General features: G+C 49.9%; 12 protein-coding genes and 1 CRISPR repeat array. Of the genes, 10 read left to right on the forward strand and 2 right to left on the reverse strand.

Going from position 1 to position 16,673, the window contains the following annotated elements:
* Positions 1-38 precede the first annotated feature (38 nt).
* The 9 genes from BMX05_RS07445 (at position 39) to cas2e (ending at position 9,488) form a co-directional block, all read left to right on the forward strand.
* Positions 39-638, forward strand: coding sequence for a YigZ family protein (locus tag BMX05_RS07445; protein ID WP_093309536.1), 600 nt, complete (start codon positions 39-41; stop codon positions 636-638).
* A 553-nt stretch (positions 639-1,191) separates the two neighbouring features.
* On the forward strand, positions 1,192-3,807 hold the full coding sequence (gene cas3, locus BMX05_RS07450) for a CRISPR-associated helicase Cas3' (RefSeq protein WP_093309538.1): 2,616 nt from the start codon (positions 1,192-1,194) through the stop codon (positions 3,805-3,807).
* Positions 3,808-3,809: 2 nt separating this feature from the next.
* Positions 3,810-5,333, forward strand: coding sequence for a type I-E CRISPR-associated protein Cse1/CasA (gene casA, locus BMX05_RS07455; RefSeq protein WP_093309540.1), 1,524 nt, complete (start codon positions 3,810-3,812; stop codon positions 5,331-5,333).
* A 13-nt stretch (positions 5,334-5,346) separates the two neighbouring features.
* Complete coding sequence (casB, locus tag BMX05_RS07460; protein WP_093309542.1) at positions 5,347-5,904, forward strand: type I-E CRISPR-associated protein Cse2/CasB; 558 nt, start codon at positions 5,347-5,349, stop codon at positions 5,902-5,904.
* Positions 5,897-6,550: a type I-E CRISPR-associated protein Cas6/Cse3/CasE gene (gene cas6e, locus BMX05_RS07465; protein WP_093309544.1), complete on the forward strand. Its 654-nt coding sequence runs from the start codon at positions 5,897-5,899 to the stop codon at positions 6,548-6,550. Before casB ends, cas6e begins: the two co-directional genes overlap by 8 nt.
* Before the next feature lie 17 nt (positions 6,551-6,567).
* Positions 6,568-7,599: a type I-E CRISPR-associated protein Cas7/Cse4/CasC gene (gene cas7e, locus BMX05_RS07470; protein WP_093309545.1), complete on the forward strand. Its 1,032-nt coding sequence runs from the start codon at positions 6,568-6,570 to the stop codon at positions 7,597-7,599.
* A gap of 13 nt (positions 7,600-7,612) precedes the next feature.
* On the forward strand, positions 7,613-8,344 hold the full coding sequence (gene cas5e / locus BMX05_RS07475; protein ID WP_093309547.1) for a type I-E CRISPR-associated protein Cas5/CasD: 732 nt from the start codon (positions 7,613-7,615) through the stop codon (positions 8,342-8,344).
* A gap of 3 nt (positions 8,345-8,347) precedes the next feature.
* Complete coding sequence (gene cas1e / locus BMX05_RS07480; protein WP_093309549.1) at positions 8,348-9,223, forward strand: type I-E CRISPR-associated endonuclease Cas1e; 876 nt, start codon at positions 8,348-8,350, stop codon at positions 9,221-9,223.
* A complete protein-coding gene (gene cas2e / locus BMX05_RS07485) occupies positions 9,201-9,488 on the forward strand; it encodes a type I-E CRISPR-associated endoribonuclease Cas2e (RefSeq protein WP_093309551.1) in 288 nt (95 codons plus the stop codon). The genes cas1e and cas2e overlap by 23 nt, the downstream gene beginning before the upstream one ends.
* A gap of 47 nt (positions 9,489-9,535) precedes the next feature.
* Positions 9,536-13,101: direct repeats of the CRISPR family, unit length 28 nt; unit sequence GTCTTCCCCACGCCCGTGGGGGTGTTTC.
* Positions 13,102-13,150: 49 nt separating this feature from the next.
* On the opposite strand, the gene BMX05_RS07490 is transcribed toward cas2e, so the two are convergent.
* A complete protein-coding gene (locus BMX05_RS07490) occupies positions 13,151-14,860 on the reverse strand; it encodes a proline--tRNA ligase (protein ID WP_093309553.1) in 1,710 nt (569 codons plus the stop codon).
* Positions 14,861-14,945: 85 nt separating this feature from the next.
* Positions 14,946-15,842, reverse strand: a complete 897-nt coding sequence (locus BMX05_RS07495; RefSeq protein ID WP_093309555.1) for a nitrilase-related carbon-nitrogen hydrolase — start codon at positions 15,840-15,842, stop codon at positions 14,946-14,948.
* Between the two features lie 32 nt (positions 15,843-15,874).
* Between BMX05_RS07495 and BMX05_RS07500 the strand changes: the two genes are divergently transcribed.
* Complete coding sequence (locus BMX05_RS07500; protein ID WP_245710537.1) at positions 15,875-16,570, forward strand: DUF2959 domain-containing protein; 696 nt, start codon at positions 15,875-15,877, stop codon at positions 16,568-16,570.
* Positions 16,571-16,673: the final 103 nt, after the last annotated feature.

Here is a 16,673-nt window from a genome sequence, read left to right on the forward strand (position 1 = left end):
AATTAACTTACATCACTGAAGGAATAAAATACCTTACTATGTTTATGGAACCAACCAATACGGCCTGTGAAACGCTCGAAATAAAAAAAAGCCGTTTTATTAGCCATGCTAAAAAAATCTCATCCCGACAAGAAGCACTGGCTTATATTGCTGATTTGAAAATGCAATACCCTGATGCGCGCCATCTTTGCTGGGGATACCTTGTAGGTGATCCTCAAAACTCCACTTATGCCGCTTGTTGTGATGATGGTGAACCAAGCGGTACCGCTGGGAAACCGATTCTAAGTCAAATTCAGCATGCTAATGTTGGTAATATTATCCTAGTGAGCGTGAGATATTTTGGTGGGATTCGTTTAGGTGCTGGTGGTTTGGTAAGAGCTTATAGAGCATCGGCCCAAAAAGCATTGCAAGCTTTGCATACCCAAATTTACACACCATTAGAAACCATAAAATTAACTTGTCCTTTCCATGAAGAAGCTTTATTAAGAAAGTTAATCATGTCACTATCTGGAGAAATTACATTAGTTAATTATTCAAGCAATGTTGAGATGCTAATTACACTCCCAGAAAATTCCCTTCATGCTTTGCAAGCACACTTAGCTACTTTTAATGCAGAAATCATTGCAACCAGCTTATAAATAAGAAGTACCCTGATCACATTGCTAACACATCTTGTTGTATCTGACTTAGCAAGCTTTAAGCTGATACCCATCAGTACCTTAACCTACTGAGTAGGTTTGCATACTAGCAAACTCATACACTCTCTACCACCTTATAATCTGCTACTGCTCCCCCTATAGTATTTTCTTCAGTCAGCTGCAATAGTGATCATAGCCACCTTGCCAAAGCATCAATTGTGGCGCAATGCCTACCTTGAAAACAATTAAACCAATATCTCCATTAAGATTGCAAGCCTAAAACAGCAGGTAGAGCTTGCAGGCTAAAGTTGCAAGTTTCATGCAAAATCTCAACAAAGAAAAAATATTTACTTTGGTTAGTAAATAAGGGAGACTCAAATAACGAGCACTTAGGTTACTTATACTAAAGTAAAGTAGCCCATAAGATCACGGCGAATAATAACTAAAAAGGTTCACCTCATTAATCGTTGGGTCAATACAGTCAAGCTAGTTTTTAAACGTTCCAAGGTCTCTAGCACAAAAAAGTTAATTTTGACTTATACAGGAAGTCTCTATGGCAAGGTTTCGCTCAAGAAAAAAAGACATCTCAATCGCCATCCCAGCGATTCCTTTTCAACAATGTTACGCTAAAACCTGGCAGCAGCCAGATGGCACTGTGTGTTTAGGGCGCAGTGTGTTTAATCATTGTCAGATTGTTGGAGAGACCGCCCGTCAGTTAATGGCCTTATTCCCGTCGGCGATACGCAACCAGCTGTTTCCTGAAGATAGTGAACTCGTCTCTGCCAGCCATGATATTGGTAAAGTCAGCCCCAGTTTTGCAGCCAAGTTATTTAAGGCCACGGGACAGGATTACCGAACCCTTCCTGCTTTGGCTCAAGCGACTCCAGAGACGGAGTCCCAGTGGGGCGGTCATGCGGGCGTGAGTCAAGTGACTGCAGAAGCGCTCCAGGTTCCTAAATATGTCGCTGAGATTCTGGGGCAACATCACGGCTTTAATCCTCCGGTTGATGACAAAAGAGCCGGTGATGAAATTTTTGGTGGCCAAAGCTGGCAAAATGAACGGCAAAAGCTAGTTGAAGCGCTTAAGGCTGCCTTGCATTGTGACTGGCCTGTTTTCGAATCCGCAGCACAAGCTCGGGTTGTGGCCGGTTTAACTTCTGTGGCCGATTGGATCGGTTCAGGTGCATTCTTCGAAGACCCTCACGCAGACTGGCAGCCCCGTATCGGGCAAGCATTAACTGATGCCGGATTTATCCGGCCAAAAATCATTCCTAGGCTGTCCTTTGCCGAGGTGTTTGACCCTGAGCACAAAAAGATGCAGCCAAGGCAAGCCCAACAGGTGTTTTTCGAACAAGTACAAGGCCCAGGCGTGTATATTCTGGAAGCTCAGATGGGGATGGGCAAAACAGAAGCGGCGCTCTATGCGGCTTACAAGCTGCTGGCACAAGGACAAGCGACCGGTATCTATTTTGCGTTACCGACTCAACTGACCTCCAACAAGATCTATGACAGGTTTAACGCTTTTCTTGAACAGATCGTGCATCCAGATACACCTAACCGTGCTTTGTTACTGCATTCTAGCGCTTGGTTACTGGATACCGAAATGGGGGAAGAGGGCCGCCCCGGTGGTGCCTGGTTTCATCATAAAAAGCGCGGTCTTCTCGCACCCTTTGCGGTCGGAACGCTCGATCAGGCACTTATGGCAGTCATGAATGTAAAACACGGCTTTGTTCGTGCGTTTGGCCTTGCAGGCAAGGTCGTTATTCTGGATGAGGTTCATAGTTACGATCTTTATACTGGAACCATCCTTAACGAATTAACCGCATTTCTGCGCCAGATAGGCTGTACCGTCATTATTCTAAGCGCCACCCTAAGCCGTCAGCGCAGAGAAGCTTTGACTGCAAGCCCGTGTGCTGCAAGTGATTATCCTCTGATTACCGCAGTCGATGCCTCCGGCAATCCCCCGATTGAATTGGCTGTGTATCAGCCAGACACTGCTCCAGTTTCGGTACAGCTTGTATCGGATGATCAGCAAGCGCTTGAAGAAGCCCTAGCAAGAGCTGAGCAGGGGCAGCAGGTGTTATGGATTGAAAACACGGTGGCAGAAGCGCAGCAGCGTTATCTAGATTTGGCCAGCCGAGCTTATGCACTGGGTTGTGATATAAGTTTACTGCACTCGCGTTTTATTCCCGCAGACCGGCAACGCAATGAGACTCGCTGGGTCAATGCCTTTGGTCAAGCGGGCTGGAGCGAGAGGAGGAAACAGGGGCGTATTCTTGTCGGGACTCAGGTGCTTGAACAGTCGCTGGATATTGATGCTGATTTTCTGGTCAGCCGGTTTGCGCCTACAGATATGCTGCTGCAGCGTATCGGACGTTTATGGCGGCATGCATCAACCCCGCGTCCTGAGACCGCCTGTCGGGAATGTTGGCTGATCGCGCCGGATCTTGAGCTGGCGCTAACTAATCCAGCCAACGCATTTGGGGCCACTGCAAGCGTTTATGCACCTTATGTGCTGTGCCGCAGTCTTGAAGTTTGGCAAAACATCACGCGCTTGGTATTGCCGAAAAATATTCGCGGTTTGATTGATCAAACTTACGAGGATCGGCAAGAAAGCGGCTTATGGTCTGCGTTATTGCAGATGTTGAAAAAGGGCAGCCGATACCGCACAGGTGAAGAGGCGCTGGAATCCTTGGCGCGGCTGACACTCTCCCGCAACGGCAAAACATTACCCGAGCATAAAGCCGAAACGCGCTACAGTGATCAACAGACACTGGATGTCCTATTACTGCGTGCCATCAGCTACGACGAAAATATAAAAGCTATTCGCGTTCGCTTGTTAGATGATCAAGAACACTTATTACCTTGCAGCCGTTCGCATTTAACGAAGCAGCAATGGCGAGCACTGGCGGCCACATTACACCAACAGTTAGTTTCTATTAAACCTGATGATTGTCCGCCTGCAATGAGTTACAACGAGCTTAAGAAGCTTCAACTTGGGCAGGTTTTTTATCTGGGAGACCCGCAGCAGGATGAGGCTTTGCTGCGGATCGCTCTGGTTACAGACACGGGAGAAATCCGTACCCTAGATGGCGCGGCGGTGGGCAGTGACAAGCATTTGGAATATCGTGATGACCTGGGGTACCAGGTTATTAAGCATAAGGAATAGTTATGGATAATCGCTTTAATCTGATTGATGAGCCTTGGATACCGGTTGCTGATTTTGGTCGGGTCAGCTTGCAAGCAGTGTTCAGCCGACCTGAGTTAAGAGCGCTGGGCGGTAACCCAGTACAGAAGATTGCACTCACCAAACTACTGCTGGCAATCGCACAAGCTGCGGCCACACCCAAAGATGATGAACACTGGCAGCAGATGGGTTGGCAGGGGATGGCTGATCAATGCTTGTCATACCTACACCAGTGGCACGATAGCTTTTATCTGTATGGTGAAAAACCCTTTTTGCAGATGCCACAGATAGCTCGTGCGGCTGAAAAGTCGCTCGGCGTTGTTTCACCGGAAGTTAGTACCGGCAATACAACCGTACTTACACAGAGCCAGAAAGAGCAGGCTTTACAGGATGCAGAGCGGGCTGTGATTTTGATCCAGCAAATGAGTTTTGCTCTCAGTGGTAAAAAAACTGATAACACTGTCGTGCTGACAGAAGGCTATCGTGGAAAGCAGAATAACAAGGGCAAGGCAGCCACTGGTAAAGCCGGTGTTTCTGTTGGGCATATGGGGTTGCTGCACTCGTATTGGATGGCAGATTCACTGGTCAAAACCATTTGGATTAACCTTTTTACCCAAGAAAATATCTCTGAACTTGCGATGTATCCGGAACTTGGCGTACCGCCTTGGGAGCAAATGCCGGCAGGGGAAGATGATGCCATTGCGCAAAAAATGCAAAACACCTTTATCGGGCGCTTGCTGCCAATGGGTAAATTCTGCCTGTTCTCTGAAACTGGGATTCATTATTCCGATGGTATTGCACACGCCGGATACCTAGAAGGCAAGGCTGATCCAACCGCTTCTGTGGATTTCTCACAGAAAAAGCCAAAAGCGCTTTGGGTGAATCCAGAAAAAAGACCTTGGCGGGAACTAACATCACTGTTGCAGTTTATTGAACAGGGCAAAAGCAGCGGCTTTCAGACCTATCAATTACAACTGCCGTTAAAACGACTGCGTGATACTTGCGATGAATTTGCGCTTTGGTCCGGTGGTTTACGGGTCAGTAGCAACGCAGGTGAACAGTACGCATCCGGCACGGATGATTATGTCCAGTCAGAACTCTGGTTAACTGCAGACCTTTTGGGCAGCTATTTCCTGGAAAACCTTAAGCATGAGATGCAGTTGCTGGATCAAGTCAAAAATGCTTTATGGGGTGCAACAGTAGGTTACTTCCGCCAGCTATCTGATATCGATAAATCGGGCTCAGGCAAAGCGCAGCCCTTTGTTGCCAACCAAGCAGAAAAAGCCACTAGCCTGTTTTGGCAACTGTGCGAGCGTCAGGCCCAAGCTCTGATTGATGCCTGTGACAACACCGAAGAAGGCCGACAGCAGCGTTTACAACTGCGAAAAGTGTTTGCCGGCTACGCCCATGAGGTGTTTGATCGTATTTGCCCCAATCACAGTGCCCGGCAGATGGATGCTTGGGCGCAGAAGCGACCTAATTTTTCAAAATATCTGCAAGCAGAATAAGGAGAGGGCCTTTATGGAACCCAAGCCCAAAGGAGAAGCAAACCCGCAGCCAGCGGTGGGAGCTGCCGCCCGTTTTGTCGAGTATGTCCTCAAACGTCAGGCAGAAGATAACGGCTTTGCCGCCAAGTTGCGTCGGGCAGATAACCCAGCAACCGAGTATCAGAGCTGGGAGATTTTGGCCGGTTTTGGGGTGGATCTGGAAAAAAGCTGGCAACGGCTACCCTACTGTACTTTGGGTGCCGCTTTGGCTAAAGCCAAACCGGAGCGCGATGGCACCCTGGGTTTAGGTGCGGCCATTGCGGCTTGTTATGAGGATGGTGCTCAATCCGATCAAGCCAAAGCCCGCCTGCGACGTCTTCTCGCCTGCACCAGTATTGAGGAGCTTTGTCAGATTTTACGCCCCGTGCTGGCGCTGATTGCCAGCCGTGGGGTCAAGCTGAATTTCAGCCTGCTGTTACAGCAACTGCTCTGGTTTTCAGGACAAGGACAGGAACGAGTGCGAACCCGCTGGGCACAGGACTTTTACCACCGTCAGCCAGAAGACAGCACAGAGGGAGCGGATAATGAGTGAGCTTTATGCCAGTGCGCTGCATCTTGATCGCAAGGCGGTTAAAGCCCTGAAAATTACGGATATCTACTCTCTGCACCGTGTGGTGTACAGCCTGTTTGCTGATGTGCGCAGCGAAGATGAAAAGCAGAGTCATATCCCAAGCGGTATTCTTTTTGCCGATCAGGGTGGTGATTTTCAGGGGCGTAAAGTGCTGATGGTTTCTGATCGTAAGCCGGCTGAGCAGATCGACGGACAGTTTGGTCAGGTGATCACCAAAACGATCAGCCCTGATTTTCTGGAGCACAAAAACTACTGCTTTAAAGTACAGATCAACCCAGTACGTAAAGAGAAAGCCAGTGGTAAGCGGATTGCGGTTAAAGGCCGAGATAAGGTCGCCCAGTGGTTTGCCGAGCGAGCTCCTAAAAGCTGGGGCTTTTCCGTTGATCTGCACACCTTGCAGGTCGAGGGCATTGAGGTACTGCAGTTTATCGATAAAACCAAGCGCCAAGTGACGATAGGGCGTGCCACCTTACAAGGTCGGTTAACGGTGACTGACGCTGCACTATTTGCACAAAGTTTTCAAAACGGTATTGGCAAGGGACGCGCTTTTGGCTGTGGTCTGTTACAGATTGTGCCCATCATCGACAATCCCTTTGCCCAATTTTAACTTTCAAGGAGTACACCATGACTTTATTAAAAAATACCCGTATTGAGTTCCACATTCTGCAGTCTTTCCCAGTGACCTGTCTAAACCGTGATGATGTCGGCGCTCCTAAATCCGCTATGATCGGTGGCGTGCCTCGTGCCCGTGTTTCGTCTCAGTGCTGGAAGCGTCAAGTACGTCTGGCGATGCCGGAGTTTGGTATCAAGCTGGGGGTGCGTAGTAAAAAAATCGCTGCCTTGCTGACCAAGGAATGTTTGGCCCTAGGAGCCAACGAAGAAGAGGCGCAGGCTTGTGCTGAGGCGATGGCTAAAGCATTAGCCGATGATACCTTGCTATTTTTAAGTGAAACTGAAGCCCAAGCCTTTGCAGCTTACGCCCAAGAAAAAGCCTTTGATCCCAAAGCACTTAAAGAGAAAGAACTGGCTAAGGTTGCTAAAAAAGCACTGAATCCGGCAGTGGATGCGCTGGATATCGCTTTATTTGGTCGTATGGTGGCAAAAGCACCGGATATGAATGTGGAGGCTGCAGCCTCTTTCTCGCACGCCATCTCAACCCATAAAGTGACTAACGAAGTAGAGTTCTTTACCGCAGTGGATGATTGTAAAACCGACGAGGAAAGCGGTTCTGCCCATATGGGTAGCCTGGAATACAACTCAGCGACTTACTACCGCTATATCAGCCTGGATCTGGGACAGCTGCAGCAAACCCTAGGGCAAGATGCCGACCTGAAACCTGCCATTGAAGCCTTCGTCAAGGCACTTTATGTGGCTGTACCTAATGCCCGCCAGACCACTCAGGCTGGGGCGTGTCCGTGGGAGTTTGCCCGAGTGCTGGTACGTAAAGGGCAGGGGCTACAGGCTTCATTTGAACAGCCGGTCAAGGCCAAAGGTGAGGGTTATCTTGCTGCCAGTAAAACGGCGCTGAATGACTGGTTGGATGCGAAAGAAAAACTGTCCGGCTCCTTATTTGGCAAGCAGGCTGATCTGCAGTGGGGCGAAAATCTGGAATATAGCCTTGATCACCTGATCGCCGATCTACAAGCCCAGCTATAAGCGGAGGCTTAAGATGAGTGAACCGAATCAATATCTGCTGCTTTGGCTGGAAGGCCCGATGCAGGCGTGGGGGCACGATTCCAAATTTGGCGTGCGCGATACACTGAGTTTCCCGACGCGCTCAGGGGTGATGGGATTGCTCTGCTGCGCTCGCGGAGCGAGTGGGCCTGAAACCGAATGGCTGGAAGCAATGGCAGCGTCTGAGATGGAGGTCCGAGCCTATGCCCGGGTTGATAAAAACGGTCAGCCAGTGATGAGAGAGCCAGCACTGCGGGACTTCCATATGGTAGGCAGTGGTTACGATGATACTGATCCTTGGCAAAACCTGCTGATCCCCAAAACTTCGGAAGGTAAAAAGGCGGTTGGTGGAGGGACCAAAATGACCTACCGCTATTACCTGCAGGACAGTGCTTTTGCTGTTGCCTTGCAGGTCACATCTGACCAGGCGGAAGTTTTAGCTGATGCATTACAAAATCCGGTGTGGACGCTTTATCTGGGGCGTAAAAACTGCGTGCCAACAGAACTGATTTATCAGGGTGTTTTTACCAGTGCAGAAGCACTCTGGGCGCACGCTGAACAGCTGGCCGAGCAGAAAGAGCGCGTACTAAGTTATCAGGTTGTGGAGCAGGAGACAGACGATGGTGAAGTCTTGACCTTAAATGATGTGCCAGTACAGTTTGGATTGAATAAACGCTACCGAGACCGGCGGGTAACGCTTCTAGAAGCGATTAACGAAGAGGTATAAGAGATGGTGCAGGGAGAGCGGTTGTTTGTCAAGGTGACCCGTGAATCCCTGCCTCAGGTGCAGGATAAGTATCCTTTTCTGTATCTGGAGCGGGGCCGATTGGAGATTGATGATAGCAGCGTCAAATGGATTGATTCAGATAACAATGTCGTGCCTTTGCCAGTGGCCACTTTAAATACGCTGTTATTGGGGCCGGGAACCTCAGTCACCCATGAGGCAATTAAAACCGCCACGGCAGCGAACTGTGCGGTCAGTTGGGTAGGGGAAGACAGTCTGCTGTTTTATGCGGCAGGTTTTTTACCCACTGCAGATACCCGCAATCTGAAACGCCAGATCACTCTTGCAGCAGATGAAGCCAAGTCTCTTGAAGTCGCTCGAATGATGTTTGCCAAGCGTTTTCCGGATGCAGATCTGGCCGGAAAAAGCCTGAACAGCATGATGGGTATGGAAGGTAATCGGGTGCGGGCGCTCTATCAGCAAAAAGCCGAGGAGTATGGCGTTGGCTGGAAAGGCCGTCAGTTTGTACCAGGCAAATTTGAATTTAGTGATTTGACTAATCAAATACTGACCGCCTGTAATGCCGCTTTATATGGCATTTTATGTTCTGGTGTACATGCGATGGGTTATTCGCCTCATATTGGTTTTGTTCATTCCGGCAGCCCTTTGCCCTTTGTTTATGATCTGGCAGATCTTTACAAGGAACCCCTGTGTATTGATCTAGCCTTTTATCTGACCCGTGAGATGGCAGGCCGGTATGATAAACACAAGGTATCAGCAGCATTCCGTAAGCGGGTTATTCAGATGGATTTGCTGAAACAGGTCACTTCGGATATCAATGAGTTGATGGGGGTGCGTCGTGCTCGTCGTATTAGCAAATGATCTACCACCTGCGGTACGTGGCCGGATGAAACTTTGGTTTATCGAGCCGCGTCCTAATGTGTTTGTCTCTGGTGTGAAAGATTCTGTTGCGCAAACGGTTGTGGATTATCTGATCAAGCATTGTCCGGTTGATTCCGGCCTGATGCTGTTTCGTAGTATTCCAAAACCTCCGGGTTATGAGATTCGCTACAAAGGCAAAGTCCGAAAACCTATTACTGAAATTTGTGGATTACAGTTGATTATTGAAACCCTAAAAAATCCATAAATACTATATTTGGTGCTTGCAAGGATGCTCTTTAACAATATACTGGTGTCTTCCCCACGCCCGTGGGGGTGTTTCTCAATACTCCTGCTTTGATTAAGCAGTGTTTACGTCTTCCCCACGCCCGTGGGGGTGTTTCTAAGTTTGATGCTTTGCCAAGTTCTTTAAAGCTGTCTTCCCCACGCCCGTGGGGGTGTTTCCAAGTGCGCACCTTTGTACCTGCCTTCCCTTCCGTCTTCCCCACGCCCGTGGGGGTGTTTCTAGAAAAACGCTAGTCCTTGTCCCCAAAAATTCGTCTTCCCCACGCCCGTGGGGGTGTTTCCGTGCGGCTTCTTATTTTTCATTCGTTCCGCTGGTCTTCCCCACGCCCGTGGGGGTGTTTCTCGATACATCAGCGTAAAAGTCTTCCAGTGATCGTCTTCCCCACGCCCGTGGGGGTGTTTCCCCCAAGAATCGGCTCGAGCCCTTGATTTATCAGTCTTCCCCACGCCCGTGGGGGTGTTTCTACTTTTCGGCATCCATAGCTCTTGCTACAACCGTCTTCCCCACGCCCGTGGGGGTGTTTCCGATTAAAGACTTCCCCGCCCCCGTTGCTAGATGTCTTCCCCACGCCCGTGGGGGTGTTTCTGGAATCAAGCGTGCTGCGTCATTTGCGAGCGAGTCTTCCCCACGCCCGTGGGGGTGTTTCCCCTGTTTCTATATAGTCCCAGTGGCTCATTTGGTCTTCCCCACGCCCGTGGGGGTGTTTCCATTCAAATCCGCCGCGATGCCGAGGGACGCTAGTCTTCCCCACGCCCGTGGGGGTGTTTCTCTGCTCGGAGCGCGTGCCGATTTTGTCTAAGCGTCTTCCCCACGCCCGTGGGGGTGTTTCTTTTGCCGGTTTCTAAGCCGACCTTGCGAGCAGGTCTTCCCCACGCCCGTGGGGGTGTTTCCGATGGGCACTACATCACGCGGGCCTAAGTTAAGTCTTCCCCACGCCCGTGGGGGTGTTTCTAACATGGACTTTGCAAGTTTAGACACTCGTGAGTCTTCCCCACGCCCGTGGGGGTGTTTCTATCCATCATAGGAGTTTTATGTATGTCAAATGGTCTTCCCCACGCCCGTGGGGGTGTTTCCAGCGCTTCTTGCTCAACGGGTGTCAGATTATCGTCTTCCCCACGCCCGTGGGGGTGTTTCCGATCTGCATAAGGCTGCTATGGCGAAAGGTAAGTCTTCCCCACGCCCGTGGGGGTGTTTCTTATGATAACTTGATCAAATTTAGCGAATCCGGGTCTTCCCCACGCCCGTGGGGGTGTTTCCGCCGCCATTGCTGCGCATGTTTTGCAGACCAAGTCTTCCCCACGCCCGTGGGGGTGTTTCCAATACAAGCCTTGCTCAAGCGCAAGCGCAAAAGTCTTCCCCACGCCCGTGGGGGTGTTTCCCAGTGACCAAGTTGTTAGCAGACGATCCCCAGGTCTTCCCCACGCCCGTGGGGGTGTTTCCGCCAAGTAAATTCACTGCTTCAATAGTGGAATGTCTTCCCCACGCCCGTGGGGGTGTTTCTAAAGTGGATTGATCTGGATGTTAAAGACCGCTGTCTTCCCCACGCCCGTGGGGGTGTTTCTCTATCCCACGAAGCCTTTAAAGGCTATGTGGGGTCTTCCCCACGCCCGTGGGGGTGTTTCCAGCTTTCCAGAAGAAAGCCAGAGCGCAGAAATGTCTTCCCCACGCCCGTGGGGGTGTTTCTGGTTTTTTTGATTTAAGAGATTACGGGGATAAGTCTTCCCCACGCCCGTGGGGGTGTTTCTGGGGGTTATTTTACTTTTCAAAGGGTTATAAAGTCTTCCCCACGCCCGTGGGGGTGTTTCCCAAGACTTGATGCAGCAGCTTTTGCGCAAGACGTCTTCCCCACGCCCGTGGGGGTGTTTCTAGAAACAGACCAGCCGAAGCTGTCATCAGCGGGTCTTCCCCACGCCCGTGGGGGTGTTTCCGTGAAAACGCGCGTAAATTCCGCCAAGAGATCGTCTTCCCCACGCCCGTGGGGGTGTTTCCTTATACAGCATCTGCATTACTGGGTACTGTCAGTCTTCCCCACGCCCGTGGGGGTGTTTCTCATTGAAGATGGTCTCCGTGTTGCTGAGCTGCGTCTTCCCCACGCCCGTGGGGGTGTTTCCTATCTTGCTACGGCAACGCCGACGACTTTGCCGTCTTCCCCACGCCCGTGGGGGTGTTTCTGTACGCTTTACCAGCCTCACTCAAACCAGACGGTCTTCCCCACGCCCGTGGGGGTGTTTCTATGATCGCAAAGCAATACTGAGCAAAGCTTGGGTCTTCCCCACGCCCGTGGGGGTGTTTCCGTGTGATCCTGGTGAGGACATATCTGCTATCAGTCTTCCCCACGCCCGTGGGGGTGTTTCTTTTGCTGGTAGATGCTTTCAAGCGAGCTTTTTGTCTTCCCCACGCCCGTGGGGGTGTTTCTACACTCTAAAAGATCATCAACGTCACCGACATGTCTTCCCCACGCCCGTGGGGGTGTTTCTAGTGACATCAAATACAGATATGGAGTTTTGCAGTCTTCCCCACGCCCGTGGGGGTGTTTCTCCGGCACGCTGGAAGGGTTGCTTGGATAAAGTGTCTTCCCCACGCCCGTGGGGGTGTTTCTTTTAGAGCCGTGACCCAGTTTGTTATGTCTTCGTCTTCCCCACGCCCGTGGGGGTGTTTCTAGAAGTGATCTTTTAACCTTTGTGCAAACAATGTCTTCCCCACGCCCGTGGGGGTGTTTCCTTCACTAGTGCTTAGGGGGTTTGATGCCAACCGTCTTCCCCACGCCCGTGGGGGTGTTTCCTAAAGTCGCCCCAAGCTATCAGCTGGGGCAAAGTCTTCCCCACGCCCGTGGGGGTGTTTCCAGCTTGTTGGCGGGGGCACGCACCCTTTGCTTGTCTTCCCCACGCCCGTGGGGGTGTTTCTTGTGGAGTCTCATTTGGCGATAGAGGCTAAGGGTCTTCCCCACGCCCGTGGGGGTGTTTCTGCTTTGCAAGGTTCTTTGTACTTCTAGCAACTGTCTTCCCCACGCCCGTGGGGGTGTTTCCCCCGCTGAATGGCGGGGATGTTTAGAACCCTTGTCTTCCCCACGCCCGTGGGGGTGTTTCCAGTGGTATAGCGTCTTACAGAAGTATGCCTTCGTCTTCCCCACGCCCGTGGGGGTGTTTCCCCTCCCCCGCACCACTGCTTGATGACACGCTAGTCTTCCCCACGCCCGTGGGGGTGTTTCCCATCTCACTTTTGTGCAGCTCTGCGCGGTAACGTCTTCCCCACGCCCGTGGGGGTGTTTCTGGCCGCAAAGGCACCATACACCTCGTTCATATGTCTTCCCCACGCCCGTGGGGGTGTTTCTAACTTTATTAAGTGGTGGTGGCGGTCTATAGAGTCTTCCCCACGCCCGTGGGGGTGTTTCCTAGTTCATAAGTTCGAGGGGGGCGACACGGTCGTCTTCCCCACGCCCGTGGGGGTGTTTCTGGCGGCTGGGGTGGCAGTATCGTGCAGTCATGGTCTTCCCCACGCCCGTGGGGGTGTTTCCAAGCAAGGATGCAAGCTCATGTTAATGAATGAATCTTCCCCACGCCCGTGGGGGTGTTTCCAGCAAACATCCTTGTTTGCTACGTTCAAAGAAAATCTTCAAAAATGACTTAAACACTCATTTTGCTTTGCAAAAAAGTGAGCAAGGTTTGGGCTTCCACCAAGGTTGCCTCAGTATCACGGCGGCCCTTATATTCTATTTGGCCTTGTTTTAAACTGCGTTCCCCGATAACCAAGCGATGCGGAATCCCCATCAGCTCAAGATCCGCAAATTTAACGCCCGGACGCTCATCACGATCATCAAGCAGAACATCAAAACCAGCTGAGGTTAATTCCTGATATAAGCGCTCGGAGGTTTCGCGTACTAACTCAGATTTATGTGCATTCATAGGCACAAGTGCGATATGGAAAGGTGCAATAGCATCTGGCCAAATAATGCCTTGTTCATCGTGATTTTGTTCTATGGCTGCGGCAACCACGCGGGTGACACCAATGCCATAACATCCCATCATCATAGGGCGTTGCTGGCCTTGTTCATCCAAGATGGTCGCTTTCATCGCTTCGCTATACTTGGTACCTAATTGGAAGATATGTCCGACCTCAATCCCCCGCTTGATTTGTAATTGGCCTTCACCATCGGGCGAAATATCACCAGCCACCACATTGCGCAAATCAGCAACTTGCGGCAGAGGCAAATCACGCTCCCAGTTGATACCGAAATAATGGAAACCATCACGGTTAGCACCGGCAGAAAAATCACTCATCACCGCCACAGCGCGATCCACAATCACGGGCATAGGCAAATCAAGGGGACCTAAAGAACCACAACCGGCACCCACTTGTGCGCGAATTTCTTCCTCTTCAACCCATGTTAAAGGCGCAGCCACTTCGGGCAAATTCGCGGCTTTAATCTCATTTAATTCATGATCACCGCGTACAATCAAAGCAATCAAGCCACCTTCAGCAGCACGAACAATCAGGGTTTTAACAGTGCGTTCAATGGGCACATGAAAATCTTTCACCAAATCAGCAATGGTTTTGCTGTTGGGGGTTTCTTGTAAGCGCAGTGTTTCCTGTGGTGCATCCGCCTTTGCTTTGGTCACCAAGGCTTCTGCCTTTTCTATATTAGCGGCATATGAAGAGGTATCCGAAAAAACAATATCGTCTTCGCCGGAATCCGCCAGTACATGGAACTCATGAGAACCACTGCCCCCAATAGAGCCGTTATCTGCCATTACTGCACGAAATGCCAAGCCTAAACGGGTAAAAATGCTGGTATAGGTGTCATACATGACTTGATAGGTTTGCTTGAGGGAAGCCTCATCCAAATGGAAAGAATAGGCATCTTTCATAATAAATTCGCGTGCACGCATCACCCCAAAACGCGGGCGGATTTCATCACGGAATTTGGTTTGAATTTGATAAAAATTAGCCGGTAATTGGCGGTAGGATCTGACTTCCTTACGAATTAAATCCGTAATCACTTCTTCGTGCGTGGGGCCAACACAAAAATCGCGCTCGTGCCTATCTTGTACACGCAATAACTCTTTGCCGTATTGTTCCCAACGTCCAGATTCTTGCCATAATTCGGCAGGTTGAATTGCAGGCATGAGTACTTCTTGTGCGCCAGAGCGGTCCATTTCTTCACGCACAATTTTTTCCACTTTGCGCAAAACGCGCAAACCAAGCGGCAACCAAGTATAAAGACCGGCACCATGTTTACGTATCATACCCGCACGAAGCATTAATTGATGGCTGATTACTTCTGCATCTGCAGGGGTTTCTTTCAGAGTAGAAATTAACAATTGAGTGGCACGCATAAGCCTTATGTGTTCCCTAATATGTCGATGAATAAAATGCAAAAATACAATGCGAACCCGAATCTTAACGCGGATTCGTGCGCAATCAAAAAAATCCTGTATGCAAAGCAGCCTTTTGTGTACTCATCCCTTGATAACGCCCCCAATCACGGAAATTAAGCACTTGTCCGTGGGCACGAATATGATCAATACGCCCCAAATCAACTTTGGCATAGACCCAACCACTGCGTTGACCATCACCTAAAGCCAAGACACCTTCCGCAGGAAAACCATAATCACAAGGGGTAAATACACCCGCAGACCCCATGCCTTGATCCAGCATGGGCGACCAATCACTTTCACCAATCACAGTCGCTTGTGCTACATAACATTGCTGCTCGACAGCACGCGCTTGACAGGCATAGCGTAAACGCCAATAACCAGCATGGGTTTGCGTCCAACTAGGCACCAGTAGTAAATTCGCACCTTGTTCACACAAGGCACGCGCATACTGTGGAAACTCCGCAGCATAACCGGGCAAAATGCCAATACGCCCACCAGCCAGTGCAAAAACCTGCTGTACCTTGGCAGCACGCATCCCCCAATGTTCATTTTCTGCACGTGTCAAGACTTGTTTATCTTGGTAAGCACCCGCACCTTGATGATTGAAAACCCAAGTCCTGGCGTGATAAGAGGTGCCCGCTTCTTCCTGCCAAGGAATGCTGGGTGCAATCAGGTTCACTTGGTAGGTTCGAGCTAAATATGCAAAAATATCAATAAAATCATTTTGCAACGTTTGCAAGGCTTCTAATTGAGCATATAAGTCTGTATACACATCTAAACTAAAAGTACGTGCTAATAAACACCCTAAATGCTCACCAAAGACTAAAATATCAGCCCCTTGACCTGCCGCTGTGGCCACTTCATGTTCCATCGAAGTAGCAAACTGATCCCAATCTCGGAAAGACTGGATCGCATGTTGGCCTACTGCCAATGTGAGCATGGGCTTTCTCCTACTTTAATGAGGTCGATGTAATGAAATACGCCAAACGCTTGTTGATGACCACCGGATTGGCAATAGTGCTATCTGGTACCAGTTTTCCCAGCTATGCCTTGGGGCTGACGGATAATGCCTTATATTATGGCATGATGGAACAATTCGGGGTGCCAAAACGCGATATTATGGTGTCGCGTGTTGAAGATGCCCGTGATACACAAACAGAAGCGGGTGAACAGTTTAAATCAGCATTGGAACGCTTCGCTTCGATTGTTAACTTACCGCCCAGTGAGCTCCAGCAAATTTATACAAGCTTAAATGATGAATATGAAATGAGTTTAGCCGCAGCCGAACGTGTTTCTGCACGCATTGCGGCGATTCAAGGTGTCTCTGAAGCCTTATTTAATGAATGGGAAGAAGAATTGGCCAGCTTTCAAAATGCCAAATACCGCCAAGCCAGCGAGCGTAGCTTGAGAGAAACCCGCCGCCGTTATCAAGCTATGCTCACCGCTATGCAAAAAGCAGAAGCCAGTATGCAGCCGGTATTAACCACCTTGCGTGATAATGTTTTATTTTTAAAACATAACTTAAATGCACAAGCCATTGGGGCATTAAAAGCGGAGTTTGCAGGTTTAGAAACGAATATCCAACACCTTATTAGGAATATGCAAGCTTCTATTGAACATTCCAATCAATTTATTCAAGAAGTCAATGCACAGACTGTCGCTGAGTAACTTAACTTATGTGAACTACTCGCAGCTAAAGCAGCGAGCTTCCAAGATAACGGCCTAAGCCGCTAACTTTTCTTTTTTGACGCTTCGTTGGACACCGCTAGTC

It is taken from the genome of Allopseudospirillum japonicum (assembly GCF_900108915.1).
Taxonomy (GTDB): Bacteria; Pseudomonadota; Gammaproteobacteria; order Pseudomonadales; family Halomonadaceae; genus Pseudospirillum; species Pseudospirillum japonicum.

Excerpts from the sequence above, each read along its gene's own strand:
- BMX05_RS07445 (WP_093309536.1), top strand. The coding sequence starts at position 39 with ATGTTTATGGAACCAACCAATACGGCCTGTGAAACGCTCGAAATAAAA.
- cas3 (WP_093309538.1), top strand. The coding sequence starts at position 1,192 with ATGGCAAGGTTTCGCTCAAGAAAAAAAGACATCTCAATCGCCATCCCA.
- casA (WP_093309540.1), top strand. The coding sequence starts at position 3,810 with ATGGATAATCGCTTTAATCTGATTGATGAGCCTTGGATACCGGTTGCT.
- casB (WP_093309542.1), top strand. The coding sequence starts at position 5,347 with ATGGAACCCAAGCCCAAAGGAGAAGCAAACCCGCAGCCAGCGGTGGGA.
- cas6e (WP_093309544.1), top strand. The coding sequence starts at position 5,897 with ATGAGTGAGCTTTATGCCAGTGCGCTGCATCTTGATCGCAAGGCGGTT.
- cas7e (WP_093309545.1), top strand. The coding sequence starts at position 6,568 with ATGACTTTATTAAAAAATACCCGTATTGAGTTCCACATTCTGCAGTCT.
- cas5e (WP_093309547.1), top strand. The coding sequence starts at position 7,613 with ATGAGTGAACCGAATCAATATCTGCTGCTTTGGCTGGAAGGCCCGATG.
- cas1e (WP_093309549.1), top strand. The coding sequence starts at position 8,348 with ATGGTGCAGGGAGAGCGGTTGTTTGTCAAGGTGACCCGTGAATCCCTG.
- BMX05_RS07490 (WP_093309553.1), bottom strand. The coding sequence starts at position 14,860 with ATGCGTGCCACTCAATTGTTAATTTCTACTCTGAAAGAAACCCCTGCA.
- BMX05_RS07495 (WP_093309555.1), bottom strand. The coding sequence starts at position 15,842 with ATGCTCACATTGGCAGTAGGCCAACATGCGATCCAGTCTTTCCGAGAT.
- BMX05_RS07500 (WP_245710537.1), top strand. The coding sequence starts at position 15,875 with ATGAAATACGCCAAACGCTTGTTGATGACCACCGGATTGGCAATAGTG.